This is a genomic window from Burkholderia sp. LFS061, assembly GCF_047978125.1.
In the GTDB taxonomy this organism is placed as follows: domain Bacteria; phylum Pseudomonadota; class Gammaproteobacteria; order Burkholderiales; family Burkholderiaceae; genus Burkholderia; species Burkholderia pyrrocinia_C.
In genome coordinates this window covers 28,881-46,362 of sequence record NZ_JBFPFS010000004.1, presented here as the reverse complement: position 1 = coordinate 46,362, position 17,482 = coordinate 28,881, and the positions used below count along the sequence as shown (strand labels likewise).

Genomic DNA, 17,482 nt, shown 5'->3' with positions numbered 1-17,482 from the left:
GCACGGGAACGGCTCCCGAAAAACCTCACCGCAACTGTCGCGGTATCAAAAACTCCAATGCCTTCCGATACTTATGCACAGAAGGCATTTGGCTGTGCCCGGCAGACATCCCCCGAAAAGCCTCACCTTTCGACGGGAGTCCTTCATACGACAACCGTATGTCAGCCCCCGAAAATTCTCACCTGTGCCAAAAAGGGGCACAGCAAAAACGAGATTTCTTCCAGTCCTGGCGGGCTTTTCGGCGAATCCGACCACTCACCGGTCCCGAAAAGCCTCACCTTTGACCATTTTTCGAGCAAATACCGTTCCCGAAAATGCTCACCTGTGACCACGACCACAGCCTGTGATCCATGCCCCGAAAAAGCTCACCTTAGCGCGATCGGGGCAGGAAAATCCGGATTTCCCTCCCGAAAAGCCTCACCTTTAGTGCATCACAGGCCCCGGAGAGCACTTTTGCTGTGCAAAATGGCATTCGTTTCCCGGAAATCCTCACACCAAATTCCCGTGGAGTCCCGTGAAACCTCACCTTTTGCCAAAATTGCCTAAAAGATGGGCAGAATCGGGGCGCGAAGAGGGTCCCGCAAATTCTCACCTATGTCTGCACAGGCAGAAAACTGTGCAGTCAGGCACAGCGCGGGTTCTGTGGCTGTGAGGCCCCGAAAACCCTCACCTTTGGGAAATCTCGTGTTTCACTGTGATCCCGAATCCGCTCACGACCTTTCCTGCAACGGCTCACGCAGCTCCCTGAACCCCATCACGTCAGCTCCCGCAGAAGATCACCTTGGCTCCCGTAAAACTTCACCTTGTCGGCCGGAAAGCCTTGCTACATAAGGCTGCGCCATGGCGTTAACGTTTTTAACTAAGGGTTCAAGGGTGTTTACTTCTAATACTCTCAAGACATCGGCTGACGAGTTTTCCACAGAGACCCCAAACCCTGAACACCCACAGGGAATCGGATCCGCCATCATGTGAAACAAATGACGATTTTCGGGATCTGCTGGAAAACGCTTGTATTACAAAGACTTGGCTGACTTTCTTCGCTTTGTTTCACGGAATTCTGGACCACGTTCGTCCAGATAAGCTCACAGACCCGATTTCTGTGCGAAGCGACGTAAATTCGCAACGTCGACCTAAAACAGGTATCAATAGATACGTATTTCGTTATGATTGCCACATTTCAATGTCTACGAGCTCTGCCATGACCCTGGACGAAATGCGCCAAGTCATTCGGGACGAACTGGAATCGCTGCGTGCAAGCGGTGCGCGGCGCCAGGAATTGTCATTGCATGCGTGCAAGCGCCTGTTCTTCGATCTCGGTATCCGGCCGTCCGCCGCCAACGTCCGCGATCTCACCCAAACCGGCAGCGCCAGCGACATCCCGAAAGACATCGATCATTTCTGGGAGCGTATCCGTTCTGCGTCGAAGATCAGGCTCGACGGTGCGGCAATTCCGAAGGCCGTCGAGGAAAAAGCCGGTGCGCTGCTCGGCGCGCTCTATGAAGAAGCGTTGAAAGCGGCACGCGACAGTCTCGATGGCGACCGCGAACAGGTTCGTGCCGGCATTGCCGATGCCGAACAGCGGTTGCGCGATGCAACCGTCCGCCATGAGACGCTCGAAAGCGCGCTCGCGCGCGGCGAAGCCCGGAACGAGCAACTGCAGGCGCGCGTAACCGAACTCGAGGTTCAGCTCGCATCACAGACGACGCACGGTTCGGCAAGCGAAGCGACGTTGCTCACCACAGTCGCCCGACTGGAGAAGGAATTGGCCGTCGCCGCGGGCCGCGTCGACGCCGAACAGGCGCAAAACGCCGTGCTGCGCGACCGCATCGATGCGCTGCAAGCCGAATTGCAGCAGCGCACCGAGCACTACGCCCAGCAAATCAAGGACGCGGTGGCCGAAGCAGAACGCCGCGTCAAGCCGATGCTGGTCGAGCTGGACTCGCTGCGCAGCATGGCGTCGACCTACCAGAGCGGTTTACGCGACGTCCAGCGCAAGGAATTCGATTTCCTTCAGCAACTGAGCTCGGCCAAGGCACGCGCCGACCGGCTCGAAGAACAGTTGCGCAGCCAGAGCGACGAACTGGAACGTGCGACGCGCGACGCGAGTTCGTTGCGCGCGAGCCGCGGGATGAATCCGGAAATTGCCGCGCTGATCCGGCGCCTGGCCGATGCGGGGCAACTGGATGCGGAAGCGTTTGCCGCGATCGGTACGTCGCTGGATCAAGAGATTCCGGTGCCGGCCCAGTGCCCGCGTTGCGACGGCGAACCGGAACTGTCGCAGAGCGACGAGGGTTTTGAAGTGGCATGCCCGGAATGCGAGCACGCTTCGGGCGCATGGCCGTCCCGATTTGAAGCTATCGCGCGTTTTGCGCACACCTGACCAGAAGATCGACGGCACCTGCACAGGTGAGACGATCCGGGGCGCTTGAGGTGAGGTTTTTCGGGAGCTGTGAAACGGTGAGGCTGCGCCGCGCAAGGCTGCTCACGGATCGTGTCGCGGGAGCAGCCGTTTCCGTATCAGTGAGTTTCGTCGCTGTCGGACGCGTCACCGTCACCGTTGCTGTCGGTCAGGCCATCGCGCCAGTTTTTCCATGCGCGATGCAGGCGGTTCGACGAGATCGGCCGCATGAAGCCCAGCCATTTGCCGACTCGTTCGGGCGGCGCGTCATTTTCGAACAGTTCGGCCGCGTAGGTATTGCGCAGCGTCTGCGGGCTCGCGCGCGCGGTGCGCGACGACGTGAGCCCGGCCGATTCGACGATCGCATCGATGGCGCGCAGCATCGTCGCCTTGTGCATCGGCCGCCCGGCATGCGACGCAGGAAACACGAGCTCGCCCGGAATTTCCTGGCGCTTGCGCTCTATGAGCCACGCTTCGAGCAGCGCGATCGCGAATGACGCCAGATGGGTTTCGCGCGCGTAAGCCGGATGCGCCGACTGGATCTGCAGCGATGTTCCGCTCGTATTGACGCAACTAATCGTAAGCGCACGCGCTTCGCCGGTTTTAATGCCGGCACCGAGAAACGCGGCCACGAGCGCGCGGTCGCGCCGCTCTTTCCAGTACGCGGAACCGGATACGCCGATCGGCGAAAACAGATACGCGAGCAACGTTGCGCGTTCGGCCGGCGTCAGGAAACCGGTCGGCTCATTGTCGCGCGCCTTGCGCCAGTTCGCTTCGCCATCCTGAGCAATGAAACGGGCCGGGTTGGTCGACGCATACTCGGTGCGCCGGATGTGGTCGAGTACACGCTCGATCAGCCGCAGATAGCGCAATCGCTGGGTTTTCCGGATCGGCAATTCGCCGACGAAGTTCGCGATCGTCGCCGTATCGACCGTTGCCAGATTTTTCTGATGCGCGCGCATCCACGTGAGAAACGCGCCCCATTGTGCGCGATAGACATCGGCCGACGAGCGGCGATAGTCCTGCATGGCCAGCCACGCATCGAATGCGGCTTCGGGTGACACGATCCAGTCGGACGCGCCACGGTCGAACAGATCCTTCTCTTCCGGGCGGGCCGGGGTGTCGGGAGAGGTGGAAAGGGACATGTTATTTATTCCGTTAGTTGCGTATATGGTAGCCCTTTCCGCAACGTCTCGGGCAGCAAGAGGCTGGACAGGCCGCCATGCGCGGCGGCCTGGGTTGGCAGTCAGTCGCCCCACGCCTTGGACTGGCGATGAGCGCGCTCGCGGGGCGCCGTGTCATGCGACGTTGCCGCCGCTTCGTATGCGAGAACCGCGAACGAAAAGACGGCAGGCAGCGCATTCGAGCGCCCGAAGTCGATCGGATCGTCCGTTTCGGGAAACGCCATGTCCGACGGCCGTTCGAACAATTGGCGCATACCGGCCTCGTGCCGGCTGGCAAAGCCGAGATCGGCGAGTGCCTCGGCTTCGATCGCGTGCAGCAGGCGCCATGTCAGCGGGACGCGCTGACGTATATAGCGCCCGGCAATATGGCGAACGATCAGCTCGAGGTCGTGTGCGGCAGCCTTGAAGCTGAGCGCGGCCAAATCTTGTTCTTCTGTCATCGCAGGCTCCTGTCGACCGGGGCGGGCGCCTCCGTGCGCCGGCTCCGGCCCATGCATGGCGGAATGTCCGTATACTGTACAAACATACAGTACTTTCCGCAACTGGCTCTTTGGCCAGCTATACGCGCCGTCAGCGATGTATCACGATCAGCAGTGCCCGCGCTTCGGCCTTGCCGGGATTGCGGATCGCGTGCGGCTCGTCGGCCGGGTAGCGCGCGGTGTCGCCGGCCTTCAGGCGTCGGCTGGCCGATGCGGCTTCGATTTCCATCGCGCCCTGCAGCACGGTGAGGTGCTCGCGCGTGCCGGGTTCGTGCGCGTTCGATACGAGTGCGCCGCCGCCCGGCAGCGTCAGCTCGTACCACTCGAACTTGCCGGCGAGATCGATCGGGCCCCACACACGCAACTGGTACCGGCCGTCGTGCCCGGCGAGCGTCGGAATGTCGTGCGGGCCGTCTACACGGATCGTCTCCGGCGCCTTCGGCTGCGAGAACAGCTCGTCGAGCGTGATGCCGAGCGCGTTGGTCAGCCGCCAGGCGACGGCGATCGTCGGGTTGGCCTTGTCGCGCTCGATCTCGGAGAGCATCGATTTCGATACGCCGGCCGCGCGCGACAGGTCGTCGAGCGTCAGCTTGCGCTCGTTGCGCAGTCGCTGGATCTGCTCGCCAACACGCGGCGGCGTGGCGGCCGGCGGCTGCGATGCGGCGCCGGCAGGCGGGCGCCGCGATCCGGAGGAACTTGCCATTTGGATTCCGTTCGCTTAGAGTTGTTCGGTATTTCGAATTCTAGTTCGGAATATCGGATAAATGCGGTCAACCGAACGACCGACTATAACAGTAGCAGGCCGTTGCGCCGCCGCCACGAGCGACGCGCCGCGGAATGCGAATCCCTGTCAGGAGCTTTGCGATGCGTGATGCCTTTCTCGCCCAGGTGCGCGGGACGCTCGACCAGATCCGCGCGGACGGTTTTTACAAGACCGAGCGCGAGATCGCGAGTCCCCAGGCGGCGGCCGTGCGGCTTGCCGGCGGTGCCGGCGTGCTCAATTTCTGCGCGAACAACTATCTGGGTCTGGCGAACGATCCGCGCCTGATCGACGCGGCGAAAGCCGGCCTCGACCAGGACGGCTTCGGCATGGCATCGGTGCGCTTCATCTGCGGCACGCAAACCGTGCACAAGCAACTGGAAAGCGCGCTGGCCGCGTTTCTCGGCACCGAGGACAGCATCCTCTATTCGAGCTGTTTCGATGCGAACGGCGGGCTGTTCGAGACGCTGCTCGACGAGAACGACGCGGTGATCAGCGACGAGCTGAACCACGCGAGCATCATCGACGGCATCCGCCTGTGCAAGGCGAAGCGCTTCCGCTACCGGAACAACGACCTGTCCGATCTCGAGGCGAAGCTCAAGGAAGCCGATGCGGCGGGCGCGCGCCACAAGCTGATCGCGACCGACGGCGTGTTCTCGATGGACGGCATCATCGCCGACCTGAAAGGCATCTGCGATCTCGCCGATCGTTACGGCGCGCTCGTGATGGTCGACGATTCCCACGCGGTCGGCTTCATCGGCGCGCACGGCCGCGGCACGCCCGAGCATTGCGGCGTCGAAGGCCGCGTCGACATCATCACGGGCACGCTCGGCAAGGCGCTCGGCGGCGCATCGGGCGGCTACGTCGCCGCGCGCCGCGAGGTCGTCGAACTGCTGCGCCAGCGCTCGCGCCCGTATCTGTTCTCGAACACGCTCACGCCGAGCATCGCCGCGGCATCGCTGAAGGTGCTGGAACTGCTCGGCAGCGACGAAGGCGCGAAGCTGCGTGAGCGCGTGCGCGAGAACGGCGCGCGTTTTCGCGAGCAGATGACCGAAGCGGGCTTCACGCTCGTGCCCGGTGCGCATCCGATCATCCCGGTGATGCTCGGCGACGCGCAGCTCGCGACGAACATGGCCGACAAGCTGCTCGGCGAAGGCGTCTACGTGATCGGCTTCTCGTTCCCCGTCGTGCCGCGCGGCCGCGCACGCATCCGCACGCAGATGAGCGCCGCGCATACGCCCGAACAGATCGACCAGGCGGTTGCCGCGTTCGTGCGCGTCGGCAAGTCGCTCGGCATCGTCTGACGGAGGCGCGACCATGAAAGCACTGGCAAAGCTCGAGCGCGGCCCCGGCCTCACGCTTACGCGCGTGAAGCGCCCCGAAGTCGGCCACAACGACGTGCTGATCAAGATCCGCCGCACGGCGATCTGCGGCACCGACATCCATATCTGGAAGTGGGACGACTGGGCGCAGAAGACGATTCCCGTGCCGATGCACGTCGGTCACGAATATGTCGGCGAGATCGTCGAGATGGGGCAGGAAGTGCGCGGCTTCGCGATCGGCGATCGCGTGTCCGGCGAAGGCCACATCACGTGCGGCTTCTGCCGCAACTGTCGTGCGGGGCGCCGGCATCTGTGCCGCAACACGGTCGGCGTCGGCGTGAACCGCGAAGGCGCGTTCGCCGAGTATCTGGCGATTCCGGCGTTCAACGCGTTCAAGATTCCGCCCGAGATCTCCGACGATCTCGCGTCGATCTTCGATCCGTTCGGCAACGCGACGCACACGGCGCTGTCGTTCAACCTCGTCGGCGAAGACGTGCTGATCACCGGCGCGGGCCCGATCGGCATCATGGCCGTCGCGATCGCGAAGCACGTCGGCGCGCGCAACGTCGTCATCACCGACATCAACGACTACCGGCTGGAACTTGCGCGCAAGATGGGCGCGACACGCGCGGTCAACGTCGCACGCGAGTCGCTGCGCGACGTGATGGCCGACCTGCACATGACCGAAGGCTTCGACGTCGGCCTCGAGATGTCGGGCGTGCCAAGCGCGTTCACGAGCATGCTCGAGGCGATGAACCACGGCGGCAAGGTCGCGCTGCTCGGCATCCCGCCCGCGCAGACGGCGATCGACTGGAACCAGGTGATCTTCAAGGGGCTCGAGATCAAGGGCATCTATGGCCGCGAGATGTTCGAGACCTGGTACAAGATGGTCGCGATGCTGCAGAGCGGCCTCGACCTGTCGCCGATCATCACGCATCGCTTTGCGGCCGACGATTACGAGAAAGGCTTCGCCGCGATGCTGTCCGGCGAAAGCGGCAAGGTGATTCTCGACTGGACGGCCTGAGTGCCGAAGGGGCGGCGCGGCCCGTTCGCCGCCTGCCCCGCTTTCGTTTGCACGTGTGTCGTCGAGATCGGAACGCGCGAATCCGGGCTTGAGGTGAGATTATTCGGGAGCTGTATTTGCGCGTCGAATCGCGACGCGATCGCACATCGGTGAATCACAATCGCGCGTTCGCTTCACCTGTCAGCCCTCACACCGCTTCCCCCCATCACGCCATTCGGCGCCTGTTTTTCCTCTTCCGCATGCTTCCCTGCTTCGCTTGTCGGGCGATCGCTCGCTACACACCGCATGCAATGCCGTGCCGAACCGGGACGTCAACCGTGAGTCGGTGAACCTCGTTCCGACTCACTCATCCACAACGCAATCCGCATCGAGCGGTGCGCGGATCGCTACTTGCTCTGTTCACCCGTCAACCATCGCGGCTCGAGCTGGAGATGCAACACGACGAGCCAGCGCTTCGGGCACTGCGGCGCAACGTCGATCAGATCGCCGTGCGTGCCGGAAACCGTGACGAACCCGTGCTGCGATGCATACCGACAGGCGCGCGACGCATCGGCTTGCAGCCAGAAGCTGACGAGCGCACAGGTCACGAAGCGGAACAGCAGCAACGTCGCGGTTTCGGGCGCGAAACCGGCGGCGACGAGCAGGCCTTCGAACGCGAACGTCAGCGCATGCGCGGCCGCGATCGTGACGATCGTCAGCTTCATCACGCCGCGCAGTCGCAGCGCCGCACGCACGCGTGCCTGCCTGACGGCGAACTGCGCGCGATCGTTATCGCCATCATGCTTCTGCACTTCGTGTTTCATGACGCCGCACCGGCTTGCCGCGCAACGTCGATCTGCGCCGTGTCGCAGGCACGCATGCGGTCGTCCGCAACGCCGACGGATTTGCACAGGATCGCGCTGTCGTAGTTGTGTCCCGGAAAACGCATCACGTCGACCGGTTGAAATCCTTCGCGACGATAGAAATCGATGAGCCGGACCGCTGCGTACGGCGCGTCGAGCGCGAGGTGCGTCGCGCCGCGCGCGGCCGCCCGCCGTTGCGCGAACGCGAGCAGCGAGCGGCCGATGCCGCGTTGCTGCCAGACGGGATCGACGGCCAGCTGGCCGAGCGTTGCGACGTGCCGGCTGCGATACGGATCGCAGCGCGAATCGGGATCGTGCGAATGCATCGTCATCGTCGCGACCAGATGCGCGTTGCCGAGCGCGACGAAACACTCGCCGGTAAGCACACGTTCGCGTGTCGCCGATGCGGGCTGATCGACGCACGGGCAGTTGAAGCCCAGCGCGCCGAGCGCCGCGAACGCGCGATGCAGCAGCGCGGTCAGCGCGTCGTACGAATCGCTGCGCGGATCGAAGCGCCGCACGACGACGCGGCCGTCGAGCCGCTTGGCGTAAGCCGCATAAGCGCGCGCGGGGCGCGCGGATTCCGGTCGCTGCATGATGTCCTTTCGCCCAGACAGGGTGACCGAAGTGTAGTGAGCGTCACGCATCCGCTTCAAGAAAAAATGTCGTAAACGCGGCGGGCCGCGTCGCGCGGCCAGGCCGCGATTCAGCCCTTTCGCCGATATGGCCATTTCACGCAGGAGTTGACGACGGAGAACGATCGTTCTACCGTAAACGCATGAACACACGACACGATACTTCCGGCGAACCGGGCGTTCGCGACCGGCTGCTCGATGCGGCCGAAGCGCTGATCTATTCGGGCGGCATCCACGCAACGGGTGTCGACGCGATCGTGAAGCGGTCCGGAGCGGCACGAAAGAGCTTTTATTCGCAGTTCGAATCGAAAGAGGCGCTGGTGGTCGCCGCGCTCGAACGCCGCGACGAGCGCTGGATGCGCTGGTTCGTCGATGCAACCCATGCGCGCGGCAATGCGCCGCGCGCGCAGTTGCTCGGCATGTTCGACGTGCTGCGCGACTGGTTCGGGCAGCCCGACTTTCATGGCTGCGCGTTCCTGAACGCGTCGGGCGAGATTCCCGACGCCGACGATCCCGTGCGCGTCGTCGCGCGTATGCACAAGGCGCGCCTGCTGGCATTCGTGCGCGAGCGGTTCAATGCGTACGCCGACGCAACGGGAATCGAGCGCCGCGGGCTCGCGCGTCTTGCGCGTCAGTGGCTCGTGCTGATCGACGGCGCGATCGGCGTGGCGCTCGTCAGCGGCGATGCCAACGCCGCGCGCGATGCGCGCGCGACGGCCGAACTGCTGCTCGACACCGTTTCGCGGTAGTCGATGCAGCGAATCCGAACCGGCCGCGGGTGTCCGCGGCCAGAACCCTGAACAGGAGCAAATCCATGTCCGCTTCCCCCGAAGTCCGTCCGCCCGTTCCGCCCTTTACGCTCGAATCGGCACGCCAGAAGGTGCGTGCAGCCGAGGATGCGTGGAACACGCGCGATCCGCAGCGCGTGTCGCTCGCCTACACGCCGCAAAGCCGATGGCGCAATCGCGCGGAATTCGTGACCGGCCGCGACGAGATCGTCGGGCTGCTGCAGCGGAAATGGACGCGCGAGCTCGACTACCGGTTGATCAAGGAGCTGTGGGCATTCGGCGGCAGTCGCATCGCGGTGCGCTTTGCGTACGAATGGCATGACGATGCAGGCAACTGGTTCCGTTCGTACGGCAACGAAAACTGGGAGTTCGATGAAAACGGGCTGATGGCGCATCGTCACGCGTGCATCAACGACCTGCCGATTCGCGAGGCGGACCGTCTTTATCACTGGCCGCTCGGCCGCCGTCCGGACGATCATCCAGGGTTGTCCGATCTCGGGCTGTGAAGTTCTCGACGGGCCTGTTCAGCGGATCGACGAACGTATCATCCGAGTCCGATGGTGAGGAAATTCGGGAGCCGATGCGCTGAAGGTGAGATTTTTCGGGACCACGTGACATGTCGCGTCGAACTGTGTGCTTCGCGCGGAACGATGCGGCATCACCCCCGCGCAAAACGGACATGTCGCCTGATGCACGTATCGACGCGCAACGGTGTGCATCACGACGGGATGCATCTCACCGATCGAACTGTTTCGACAGTGGTTGGCGATCGGTGTGCGTGAACGTGATATACCACTCACCGATCGAACCGATTTCGACGACAGACACTGCAAGCCGTGCGCGCTGCGGTGTGTCGTTGCTCACCGCTCGAATTCACCGCGCACGCATCGGAACCTGCACGGGTGCGCGGCGGCATCGTATGTTGCTCACCGCAAGTTGATTCATGCAGTCGTTTCCAGGCCCGACCGTCAGCCTGCGATCCGCGCGGCGATCGCCTCGCCCACTTCCTGCGTCCCCGCGTTGCCGCCGAGATCGCGCGTATGCGGCCCGGCGCGCAGTACGTCCTCGATCGCGGCGAGGATCGCATCGTGCGCTTCGCGTTCGCGGCCGGCGCCGTTGCCGAGGAAGTCGAGCATCATCGCCGCGGACCAGATCATCGCGACCGGATTTGCGATGTACTGCCCCGCGATGTCGGGCGCCGAACCGTGCACGGGTTCGAACAGCGACGGAAACGTGCGGTCCGGGTTGAGGTTCGCCGACGGCGCGATGCCGATCGTGCCCGTACAGGCCGGCCCGAGATCCGACAGGATGTCGCCGAACAGGTTCGACGCGACGACGACGTCGAAGCGGTCCGGCTGCAGCACGAAGCGCGCGCACAGGATGTCGATGTGCTGCTTGTCGACGGCGATTTCGGGATAGCGTTCGGCCATCTCGGCCGCGCGCGCGTCCCACCACGGCATGCTGATCGCGATGCCGTTGCTCTTCGTCGCGACGGTGAGACGCTTCGCGCGCCGCTGCGCGAGCTCGAACGCGAATTTCAGCACGCGCTCGGTGCCGTGACGCGTGAAGATCGACTGCTGCATCACGACTTCGCGGTCGGTGCCTTCGAACATCGTGCCGCCGACCGACGAATATTCGCCCTCGGTGTTCTCGCGCACGATCATGAAATCGATGTCGCCCGGGCGGCGGCCGGCGAGCGGCGACGGTACGCCGTCGAACAGGCGCGCGGGCCGCAGGTTGATGTACTGGTCGAACTCGCGGCGGAATTTCAGCAGCGAGCCCCACAGCGAAATGTGATCGGGCACCGTTGCGGGCCAGCCGACCGCGCCGAACAGGATCGCGTCCATGCCCGACAGTTGCGCCTTCCAGTCGTCCGGCATCATCTGGCCGTGCTGCGCGTAGTAGTCGCAGCTCGCCCAGTCGATCTGCACGAAATCGAAGCGGATGCCGAAGCGCGCGGTCACGGCGTCGAGCGCGCGCAGGCCCTCGGGCATCACTTCACGGCCGATGCCGTCGCCGGGGATCACGGCAATTCTGTAAGTCCTGTCGGTCATGCAAAGCTCCTTGGCTGGTCGGCCTGCTGCCGGGGATGCAGTGGCACGTCACGCCATTTTATTTATTTCCATTCGGATTAAAATCGCACGAAAGGTTAATCGACTTTCCACGAATCGTGAATAAATCACCGAACCTCGACGATCTGCGCGTGTTCAGCCTGGTCGTCCGTCTGACGAGCTTCAGCGCGGCCGCCGAGCAGCTCGCGGTGTCGCCCGCCTATGTCAGCAAGCGCATCGCGCTGCTCGAGGCGCAACTCGGCACGCGCCTGCTGCATCGGTCGACGCGCCGCGTGACGGTCACGGAGGCCGGCGAACGCGTGTTCGCGCGCGCCGAGAAGATTCTCGACGACGTCGATCATCTCGTCGAGGACGTGTCGACGACGCGCACGGTGCCGCGCGGCACGCTGCGCATTTCGAGCAGCTTCGGCTTCGGCCGGCACGTCGTCGCGCCGGCGCTGCTCGACTTCTCGGCACGCTATCCGCAACTGAACGTGCGGCTCGATCTGTTCGACCGGCTCGTCGACGTCGCGGGCGAAGGCTATGACCTCGACGTGCGCATCGGCGACGAGATCTCCGATCACCTGATCGCGCGCCGCCTCGCCGCGAACTACCGCGTGCTGTGCGCGTCGCCCGACTATCTCGCACGACGCGGCACGCCGCGTTCGCTCGCGGATCTCGCGTCGCACGACTGTCTCGCGATCAAGGAGCGGGATCACCCGCTTGGCGTGTGGCGGCTGAATGTGCGCGGCGAAACGGCCACGGTGAAGGTCGGCGGTGCGCTGTCGACGAACCACGGCGAGGTGGCCGTGCAATGGGCGCTGGCCGGGCGCGGGATCGTGTTGCGCTCGATCTGGGAAGCCGGGCCGCTGATCGAACGCGGCGCGTTGTGCCGCGTGCTGCCGGACGCGATCCAGCCCGCGAACATCTGGGCGGTTTATCCGGAACGCGTCGCGGCGTCGGCGAAAGTGCGCGTGTGCGTGGATTTTCTGGTGGAGACGCTGGCCGGCCTGAATGCCGCAGCGGGTGACGATGCGGCCTGAATTCGACTAAAGGTGAGCTTTTACGGGGGCGTGCGCAGGAGGCACCGACGCATCGCCGCACGCGACGCTGATCGGCCTGCCGCGCAGGCCTTCGACGGTGCCCGCGGGAGGCTTACGCCGCGCTCGACGCACCGAGCATCAGGTCGAGATTCTGCACGGCTGCGCCGGATGCCCCTTTGCCGAGATTGTCGAACACGGCGGACAGGAGCACCTGACCGTGATCGGCATTGACGAACACGCCGAGCCGCAGGTCATTGGTGCCGTTCAGCGCTTGCGGATCGAGATGCGTGATCGCGCGCGCGTCCGCGAGCGGCGTAACGTCGACGTGACGCGCGCCGGCGTAGTGGTGCGCGAGACACGCATGCAGCTGCTCACCGGTCACGCCGGCCGGGAGCAGGCGCAGCTCGATCGGCACGGTCAGCACGATGCCTTGCCGATAGGCGCCGTAAGCCGGCACGAACAGCGGCCGGTGCGCGAGACCGGCATGCTGCTGGATTTCGGGCACGTGCTTGTGCGCGAGTGCGAGGCCATAGACCTGCAGCGGCTTCGTGTGCGCGGCGCCGTCCGATTCGAATGCGTCGATGGCGGTTCGCCCGCCGCCCGAGTAACCGGAGACGGCATGGATACTCACCGGGTAGTCGCGCGGCAGCAGGCCGGCCTGTTGCAGCGGTCGCAACAGGCCGATCGCACCGGTCGGGTAGCAGCCCGGATTGGTGACGCGCCGCGCGTGCGCAATTTTCTGCGCATGTCCGTCGGCCATTTCGGGAAAGCCGTAGACCCATTCCGGCTGAGTGCGATGGGCCGAACTCGCATCGATCACGCCTACCTCAGGATTCCGGATGAAGCCGACCGCTTCGCGCGCGGCCGCGTCGGGCAGGCACAGAATTGCGATATCGCACGAGTTGATTGCCTCCGCGCGCCGTACCGGATCCTTGCGCTCGGCATCCGGCAGCGTGACGAGCCGCAAGTCGGTGCGCTCGCGCAGCCGCTCGTGAATCTGCAATCCGGTCGTGCCTTGATCGCCGTCGATGTAGACAGTGGGGAAGCTCATGATGGTCGCGTTCCTTGCGCTCGGTCGTCGGGGAAAACCGTATCGTCCATCGAACGCCTAGAATAGGAAAAGTTGAATTTACTGACCATCTGATTCAGCATTTCTGAACGAGAGGTGTGTGATGCGCGAGATCAGTCTGGACCGCCTGCGCACGCTGGTCGCGATCGCGGACCAGGGATCCTTTGTGGCGGCGGCGCAATTGCTTCATCTCGCGCCGCCGACCGTCAGTCTTCATGTCGCCGAGCTGGAAAGTCGCGTCGGTGCGCCGCTGCTGTCCCGCACGCGCGGAAACGTGCGGCCGTCGGCTATTGGCGAAGTGCTGGTGGAGCGGGCGCGCAGTCTGCTGGCCGAGGTCGAATCCACGCTGGACGACGTGCAGCGACAGGTGCAGGGGTTGACCGGACGGGTGCGCCTCGGCGCATCGACCGGGGCGATCGCGCACCTGTTGCCGCAGGCAGTGGCGCGGCTGCGCGAACAGCATCCGGACATCGACGTCCAGATCGCGGTGCTCACGTCGCACGACACGCTGGCACGCGTTGCGCAGGGCACGCTCGACGTCGGGCTGGTCGCGTTGCCGCAGGCGCCGGTCGCGGGGCTGTCGATCCGCGCATGGCGGCGCGATCCGGTGATGGCCTTCCTGCCCGCGGACTGGCGGCTTCCGGCTCGCGTGACACCGGCCTATCTGGCCGCGCGTCCGCTGATTCTCAACGATGCGACCACACGCCTGTCGCGACTCACGACGGAATGGTTTGCGCTCGGCGGCCATCGGCCCGAGCCGCGGATCGAACTCAACTACAACGATGCGATCAAGAGCCTGGTCGCCGCAGGTTATGGCGCGACGCTACTCCCGCACGAGGCAGGAGCGCCGCTGCCGGATGCGCGCATCGTCATGCGCGCGCTGCGACCGGCGTTGTGGCGGGAACTGGGGATCGCCCATCGGGCGGGACCGGTCGAGCGGGCGACGCAGCACGTGCTCGATGCGCTGTGGGCGCTGAAGGCGCGATAGCGCGTGGAATGCGGATAGCCGGCGCGGCGGTTCGTGCCGGGCGCACATGCGCATCCGCCGCGCGCCGTTTCAGAGCCGGTTGTCCTTCGCCAGCGTCAGCACACGCGCCCAGCGCTGCGCATCGCGCTTGTCCGTCATCGGCAGCTTCCATTCGCTGCGCACCGCGTCGCGCACGCGCACGACGAGATGCCAGCGGCCGCCGATCGGCGCGACCCGGCAGACTTCGAGCTGCGACAGCGTATAACGACCGTCCGCGCCGTCGTGCGACAGCCACAGCAGCCCTTGCGTCGCGGACAGGCGCAACTCGCCCCACGCGCGATGCACGATATGCGTCCAGCCTTCTTCCCTGGTATTCGGAGCGATGTCGCGGCGGCGCTTGATCCACCACGCGGCCAGCGCGATCAGGACCGCGGCGGCGAGCACGGCGGCCGCGATCGCGACCGGCTGGCCGAACTGCGCGGCGATGACGTGAAACAGGTGAACCGCGCCCCATCCAATAGCGATGAGCGCGAACAGTGCGATGAAAATCGGCATGTCGAATCGGAGATCGGAGATCGGAGAAGAGGACGGACCGGCGCATGCAACGCACCGATCCGTCGCACACGGCATCACCGGCGACGGTGAATGTCGTGCGTCACGAAGCCCGCGTCGTTGTTGGGCAGCGCGAGGCCGTCCTTCACCGCGAGCGTCTTGCGGATGTCGTCGAGGCCCGCGGACCAGTGGTCGCGCATCGTCGACAGACCGAACTGATAGTCCTTGTAGTGATGCTCGTACGCCTTCTGCTGATAGATCAGGTGCTGGATGTTGTACTTCTTCCCGCTCGACATCGCGTCGGCTTCGACGCACCACGGGTCGCTCTTGCGCTGCTCTTCCGGCACCTGCTCGAGCACGTGGCGCAGCACGTTGCGGTAGCGCTGTTCGCGCTGCAGCGTATCGGTGACGAAACGCGTGCGGCTCGAATACTGCACGTCCTTCGTGCGTTCTGCGACGTCGGCCATCGTGCGCGGCAGCGGCCCGCGCGCGCTCCACAGATCGACCTGGAACGCGAGCGTGTCGCTGCGCGGCCGTGCGCGGAGCACTTCCATCAGCGGCGTGTTCGACACGACACCGCCGTCCCAGTAATACTCGCCGTCGATCTCGACCGGCGGGAACGCGGGCGGCAGCGCGCCGGACGCCATGAAATGCTCGGGCGCGAGACGGATGCGCGTGTTGTCGAAGTACACGAAGTTGCCGGTGCCGACATTGACCGCGCCAACCGATATGCGCGTCTCGCCCGAATTGATCCGGTCGAAGTCGCATAGCTTCAGCAGCGTCGTGCGCAGCGCCGACGTGTCGTACCAGCTGATCTTTTCCGGATGGTCGGATACGCCCGGCAGCGGCGGCGGGAAGCGCGGCGAGAAGAAGCCCTGCTGGCCCTGCATCATCGCGCTTGCAGCCTGCGACGCGGTGAAGAACGTGCGGATCTGGTCGATGCTGTTGAACAGCGCGAATTCGAACGCGGCCGGAATCGCCGGAAAGAACGCCGGCTGGCAGATCGTTTCCCAGAACTCGCGCAGCCGCTCGACGCGATGCTCGGGCGCATTGCCGGCGATCAGCGCGGTGTTGAGCGCGCCGATCGAGATGCCCGCGATCCAGTCGAGCGGAATGCCCGCCTCGTGCAGCCCTTCGAACACGCCGGCCTGATACGCGCCGAGCGCGCCGCCGCCCTGCAGGACGAGCGCGATCGTTTCGTACGGCAATGACCGCGCAGCGGTCGGCGCGCCGGCTTCGTGCAGGTCCGTCTCATCGACGGCCTGCTTTTCTGTACGGGCATGCGGTTTCATCAGTTGCTCCGAGAAATCCCGCCATCGATGGCGGAGAGGAAAGGAGTGACGTCGACAGACGGCATTCCATCGTTAGAATGACCAGCATGATCCTTGTCTACCGCTATCGCGTGAAGTCGCTCAACGGACTCCTGAACAAGCAGAGCCGTGCGGTGAACTACGTCTGGAACTTCTGCAACGACACATGGAAGCACACGCTCAAGCGGAACAGGAAGTTCCGATGCGGACGTGTTTCGCCAGGTGTGGGAATCGCCTCCCTTTAGGGAGGCGAGGACGTTACTGCATGAACCAGCCGTGACTGACGACGAACGACTGGCCCGTCAACGCAGCGCTCGGGAACGCCGACAGGAACAGCACCGTCTGCGCGACGTCCTGCACCGTCGTGAACACGCCGTCGACCGTGTTGCCGAGCATCACCTTCTTCACCACTTCCTCTTCGCTGATCCCGAGCTCCTTCGCCTGCTCCGGAATCTGCTTGTCGACCAGCGGCGTGCGCACGAAGCCCGGACACACGACGTGCGAGCGCACGTTGTGCTTCGCGCCTTCCTTCGCGAGCACGCGTGCGAGGCCGAGCAGGCCGTGCTTGGCCGTCACGTATGCCGACTTCAGCGGCGACGCTTCGTGCGAGTGCACCGAACCCATGTAGATCACGACGCCGCCGCGATCGTCCTTGTACATGTGCTTGAGCGCGGCCTTCGTCGTCAGGAACGCGCCATCGACGTGGATCGCCTGCATCTTCTTCCAGTCGGAGAACGCGTAGTTCTCGATCGGGTTGACGATCTGGATGCCCGCGTTCGACACGAGGATGTCGACCGAGCCGAACGTTTCGGCGACCTTGTCGATGCCGCTGTTCACGGCTTCCTCGTTCGTCACGTCCATCGCGACGCCGATCGCCTTGCCGCCTGCCTTGACGATCTCGTCGGCGACCGCATTGGCGCCGTCCTGGTTCAGGTCGGCGATCGCGACAGCCGCGCCCGCTTTCGCGAGTTCCAGCGCAATTTCCTTGCCGATGCCGCTCGCGGCGCCCGTGACGACTGCGGTCTTGCCATTCAGGTTGCTCATTTCGAATTCCCGTG

General features: G+C 64.5%; 17 protein-coding genes and 1 pseudogene. 8 read left to right on the top strand and 10 right to left on the bottom strand.

The annotated features are described in order from the left end of the window. Positions 1-1,198 precede the first annotated feature (1,198 nt). Positions 1,199-2,380, top strand: a complete 1,182-nt coding sequence (locus tag ACNQQL_RS04745; RefSeq protein WP_347063376.1) for a DNA-binding protein — start codon at positions 1,199-1,201, stop codon at positions 2,378-2,380. 137 nt (positions 2,381-2,517) lie between these two features. Here the strand turns inward: ACNQQL_RS04745 and ACNQQL_RS04740 are convergent, their stop codons facing one another. The 3 genes from ACNQQL_RS04740 to ACNQQL_RS04730 form a co-directional block, all read right to left on the bottom strand. Further along, complete coding sequence (locus ACNQQL_RS04740; RefSeq protein ID WP_347063375.1) at positions 2,518-3,543, bottom strand: tyrosine-type recombinase/integrase; 1,026 nt, start codon at positions 3,541-3,543, stop codon at positions 2,518-2,520. A gap of 101 nt (positions 3,544-3,644) precedes the next feature. Next, positions 3,645-4,022: a DUF2471 family protein gene (locus tag ACNQQL_RS04735; protein WP_309288169.1), complete on the bottom strand. Its 378-nt coding sequence runs from the start codon at positions 4,020-4,022 to the stop codon at positions 3,645-3,647. Between the two features lie 130 nt (positions 4,023-4,152). Further along, positions 4,153-4,764, bottom strand: a complete 612-nt coding sequence (locus ACNQQL_RS04730) for a helix-turn-helix domain-containing protein (RefSeq protein ID WP_072444972.1) — start codon at positions 4,762-4,764, stop codon at positions 4,153-4,155. A 161-nt stretch (positions 4,765-4,925) separates the two neighbouring features. Between ACNQQL_RS04730 and ACNQQL_RS04725 the strand changes: the two genes are divergently transcribed. Together ACNQQL_RS04725 and tdh are read left to right on the top strand one after the other, a co-directional pair. Beyond that, positions 4,926-6,125, top strand: coding sequence for a glycine C-acetyltransferase (locus ACNQQL_RS04725; protein ID WP_072444974.1), 1,200 nt, complete (start codon positions 4,926-4,928; stop codon positions 6,123-6,125). Between the two features lie 13 nt (positions 6,126-6,138). Continuing rightward, entirely contained in the window at positions 6,139-7,167 is a 1,029-nt protein-coding gene (gene tdh / locus ACNQQL_RS04720) for an L-threonine 3-dehydrogenase (RefSeq protein ID WP_047902093.1), read from the top strand. A 386-nt stretch (positions 7,168-7,553) separates the two neighbouring features. Here the strand turns inward: tdh and ACNQQL_RS04715 are convergent, their stop codons facing one another. After that, entirely contained in the window at positions 7,554-7,970 is a 417-nt protein-coding gene (locus ACNQQL_RS04715; protein WP_347063374.1) for a hypothetical protein, read from the bottom strand. After that, the gene (locus ACNQQL_RS04710; RefSeq protein WP_347063373.1) at positions 7,967-8,605 is read right to left on the bottom strand and encodes a GNAT family N-acetyltransferase; all 639 of its coding nucleotides are present in this window, start codon (positions 8,603-8,605) and stop codon (positions 7,967-7,969) included. The genes ACNQQL_RS04715 and ACNQQL_RS04710 overlap by 4 nt, the downstream gene beginning before the upstream one ends. Before the next feature lie 182 nt (positions 8,606-8,787). On the opposite strand from ACNQQL_RS04710, the gene ACNQQL_RS04705 reads away from it, so the two are divergent. Together ACNQQL_RS04705 and ACNQQL_RS04700 are read left to right on the top strand one after the other, a co-directional pair. Next, on the top strand, positions 8,788-9,393 hold the full coding sequence (locus tag ACNQQL_RS04705; RefSeq protein WP_347063372.1) for a TetR/AcrR family transcriptional regulator: 606 nt from the start codon (positions 8,788-8,790) through the stop codon (positions 9,391-9,393). A gap of 65 nt (positions 9,394-9,458) precedes the next feature. Beyond that, on the top strand, positions 9,459-9,938 hold the full coding sequence (locus ACNQQL_RS04700) for a nuclear transport factor 2 family protein (protein WP_347063371.1): 480 nt from the start codon (positions 9,459-9,461) through the stop codon (positions 9,936-9,938). A 462-nt stretch (positions 9,939-10,400) separates the two neighbouring features. On the opposite strand, the gene ACNQQL_RS04695 is transcribed toward ACNQQL_RS04700, so the two are convergent. Next, complete coding sequence (locus ACNQQL_RS04695; RefSeq protein ID WP_347063370.1) at positions 10,401-11,486, bottom strand: tartrate dehydrogenase; 1,086 nt, start codon at positions 11,484-11,486, stop codon at positions 10,401-10,403. A 116-nt stretch (positions 11,487-11,602) separates the two neighbouring features. Between ACNQQL_RS04695 and ACNQQL_RS04690 the strand changes: the two genes are divergently transcribed. Beyond that, the gene (locus tag ACNQQL_RS04690; protein ID WP_347063369.1) at positions 11,603-12,526 is read left to right on the top strand and encodes a LysR substrate-binding domain-containing protein; all 924 of its coding nucleotides are present in this window, start codon (positions 11,603-11,605) and stop codon (positions 12,524-12,526) included. 112 nt (positions 12,527-12,638) lie between these two features. On the opposite strand, the gene argC is transcribed toward ACNQQL_RS04690, so the two are convergent. Further along, a complete protein-coding gene (gene argC, locus ACNQQL_RS04685) occupies positions 12,639-13,577 on the bottom strand; it encodes an N-acetyl-gamma-glutamyl-phosphate reductase (RefSeq protein ID WP_347063368.1) in 939 nt (312 codons plus the stop codon). A 121-nt stretch (positions 13,578-13,698) separates the two neighbouring features. Between argC and ACNQQL_RS04680 the strand changes: the two genes are divergently transcribed. After that, positions 13,699-14,583, top strand: coding sequence for a LysR family transcriptional regulator (locus ACNQQL_RS04680; RefSeq protein ID WP_072444990.1), 885 nt, complete (start codon positions 13,699-13,701; stop codon positions 14,581-14,583). A 69-nt stretch (positions 14,584-14,652) separates the two neighbouring features. On the opposite strand, the gene ACNQQL_RS04675 is transcribed toward ACNQQL_RS04680, so the two are convergent. Both ACNQQL_RS04675 and ACNQQL_RS04670 read right to left on the bottom strand, forming a co-directional pair. Continuing rightward, the gene (locus ACNQQL_RS04675; RefSeq protein WP_072444992.1) at positions 14,653-15,117 is read right to left on the bottom strand and encodes a hypothetical protein; all 465 of its coding nucleotides are present in this window, start codon (positions 15,115-15,117) and stop codon (positions 14,653-14,655) included. Positions 15,118-15,191: 74 nt separating this feature from the next. After that, positions 15,192-16,406: a patatin-like phospholipase family protein gene (locus ACNQQL_RS04670; RefSeq protein WP_072444994.1), complete on the bottom strand. Its 1,215-nt coding sequence runs from the start codon at positions 16,404-16,406 to the stop codon at positions 15,192-15,194. An 86-nt stretch (positions 16,407-16,492) separates the two neighbouring features. Here ACNQQL_RS04670 and ACNQQL_RS04665 point away from each other — a divergent pair. Continuing rightward, positions 16,493-16,633, top strand: a pseudogene (locus ACNQQL_RS04665) (RNA-guided endonuclease TnpB family protein); the annotation flags it as partial. Positions 16,634-16,682: 49 nt separating this feature from the next. Here ACNQQL_RS04665 and ACNQQL_RS04660 read toward each other — a convergent pair. Next, positions 16,683-17,468, bottom strand: coding sequence for a 3-hydroxybutyrate dehydrogenase (locus tag ACNQQL_RS04660; protein ID WP_031403316.1), 786 nt, complete (start codon positions 17,466-17,468; stop codon positions 16,683-16,685). Positions 17,469-17,482: the final 14 nt, after the last annotated feature.

Excerpts from the sequence above, each read along its gene's own strand:
- ACNQQL_RS04660 (WP_031403316.1), bottom strand. The coding sequence starts at position 17,468 with ATGAGCAACCTGAATGGCAAGACCGCAGTCGTCACGGGCGCCGCGAGC.
- ACNQQL_RS04715 (WP_347063374.1), bottom strand. The coding sequence starts at position 7,970 with ATGAAACACGAAGTGCAGAAGCATGATGGCGATAACGATCGCGCGCAG.
- tdh (WP_047902093.1), top strand. The coding sequence starts at position 6,139 with ATGAAAGCACTGGCAAAGCTCGAGCGCGGCCCCGGCCTCACGCTTACG.
- ACNQQL_RS04745 (WP_347063376.1), top strand. The coding sequence starts at position 1,199 with ATGACCCTGGACGAAATGCGCCAAGTCATTCGGGACGAACTGGAATCG.
- ACNQQL_RS04675 (WP_072444992.1), bottom strand. The coding sequence starts at position 15,117 with ATGCCGATTTTCATCGCACTGTTCGCGCTCATCGCTATTGGATGGGGC.
- ACNQQL_RS04700 (WP_347063371.1), top strand. The coding sequence starts at position 9,459 with ATGTCCGCTTCCCCCGAAGTCCGTCCGCCCGTTCCGCCCTTTACGCTC.
- ACNQQL_RS04695 (WP_347063370.1), bottom strand. The coding sequence starts at position 11,486 with ATGACCGACAGGACTTACAGAATTGCCGTGATCCCCGGCGACGGCATC.
- ACNQQL_RS04740 (WP_347063375.1), bottom strand. The coding sequence starts at position 3,543 with ATGTCCCTTTCCACCTCTCCCGACACCCCGGCCCGCCCGGAAGAGAAG.
- ACNQQL_RS04705 (WP_347063372.1), top strand. The coding sequence starts at position 8,788 with ATGAACACACGACACGATACTTCCGGCGAACCGGGCGTTCGCGACCGG.
- ACNQQL_RS04730 (WP_072444972.1), bottom strand. The coding sequence starts at position 4,764 with ATGGCAAGTTCCTCCGGATCGCGGCGCCCGCCTGCCGGCGCCGCATCG.
- ACNQQL_RS04680 (WP_072444990.1), top strand. The coding sequence starts at position 13,699 with ATGCGCGAGATCAGTCTGGACCGCCTGCGCACGCTGGTCGCGATCGCG.
- ACNQQL_RS04670 (WP_072444994.1), bottom strand. The coding sequence starts at position 16,406 with ATGAAACCGCATGCCCGTACAGAAAAGCAGGCCGTCGATGAGACGGAC.
- ACNQQL_RS04735 (WP_309288169.1), bottom strand. The coding sequence starts at position 4,022 with ATGACAGAAGAACAAGATTTGGCCGCGCTCAGCTTCAAGGCTGCCGCA.
- argC (WP_347063368.1), bottom strand. The coding sequence starts at position 13,577 with ATGAGCTTCCCCACTGTCTACATCGACGGCGATCAAGGCACGACCGGA.
- ACNQQL_RS04725 (WP_072444974.1), top strand. The coding sequence starts at position 4,926 with ATGCGTGATGCCTTTCTCGCCCAGGTGCGCGGGACGCTCGACCAGATC.
- ACNQQL_RS04710 (WP_347063373.1), bottom strand. The coding sequence starts at position 8,605 with ATGCAGCGACCGGAATCCGCGCGCCCCGCGCGCGCTTATGCGGCTTAC.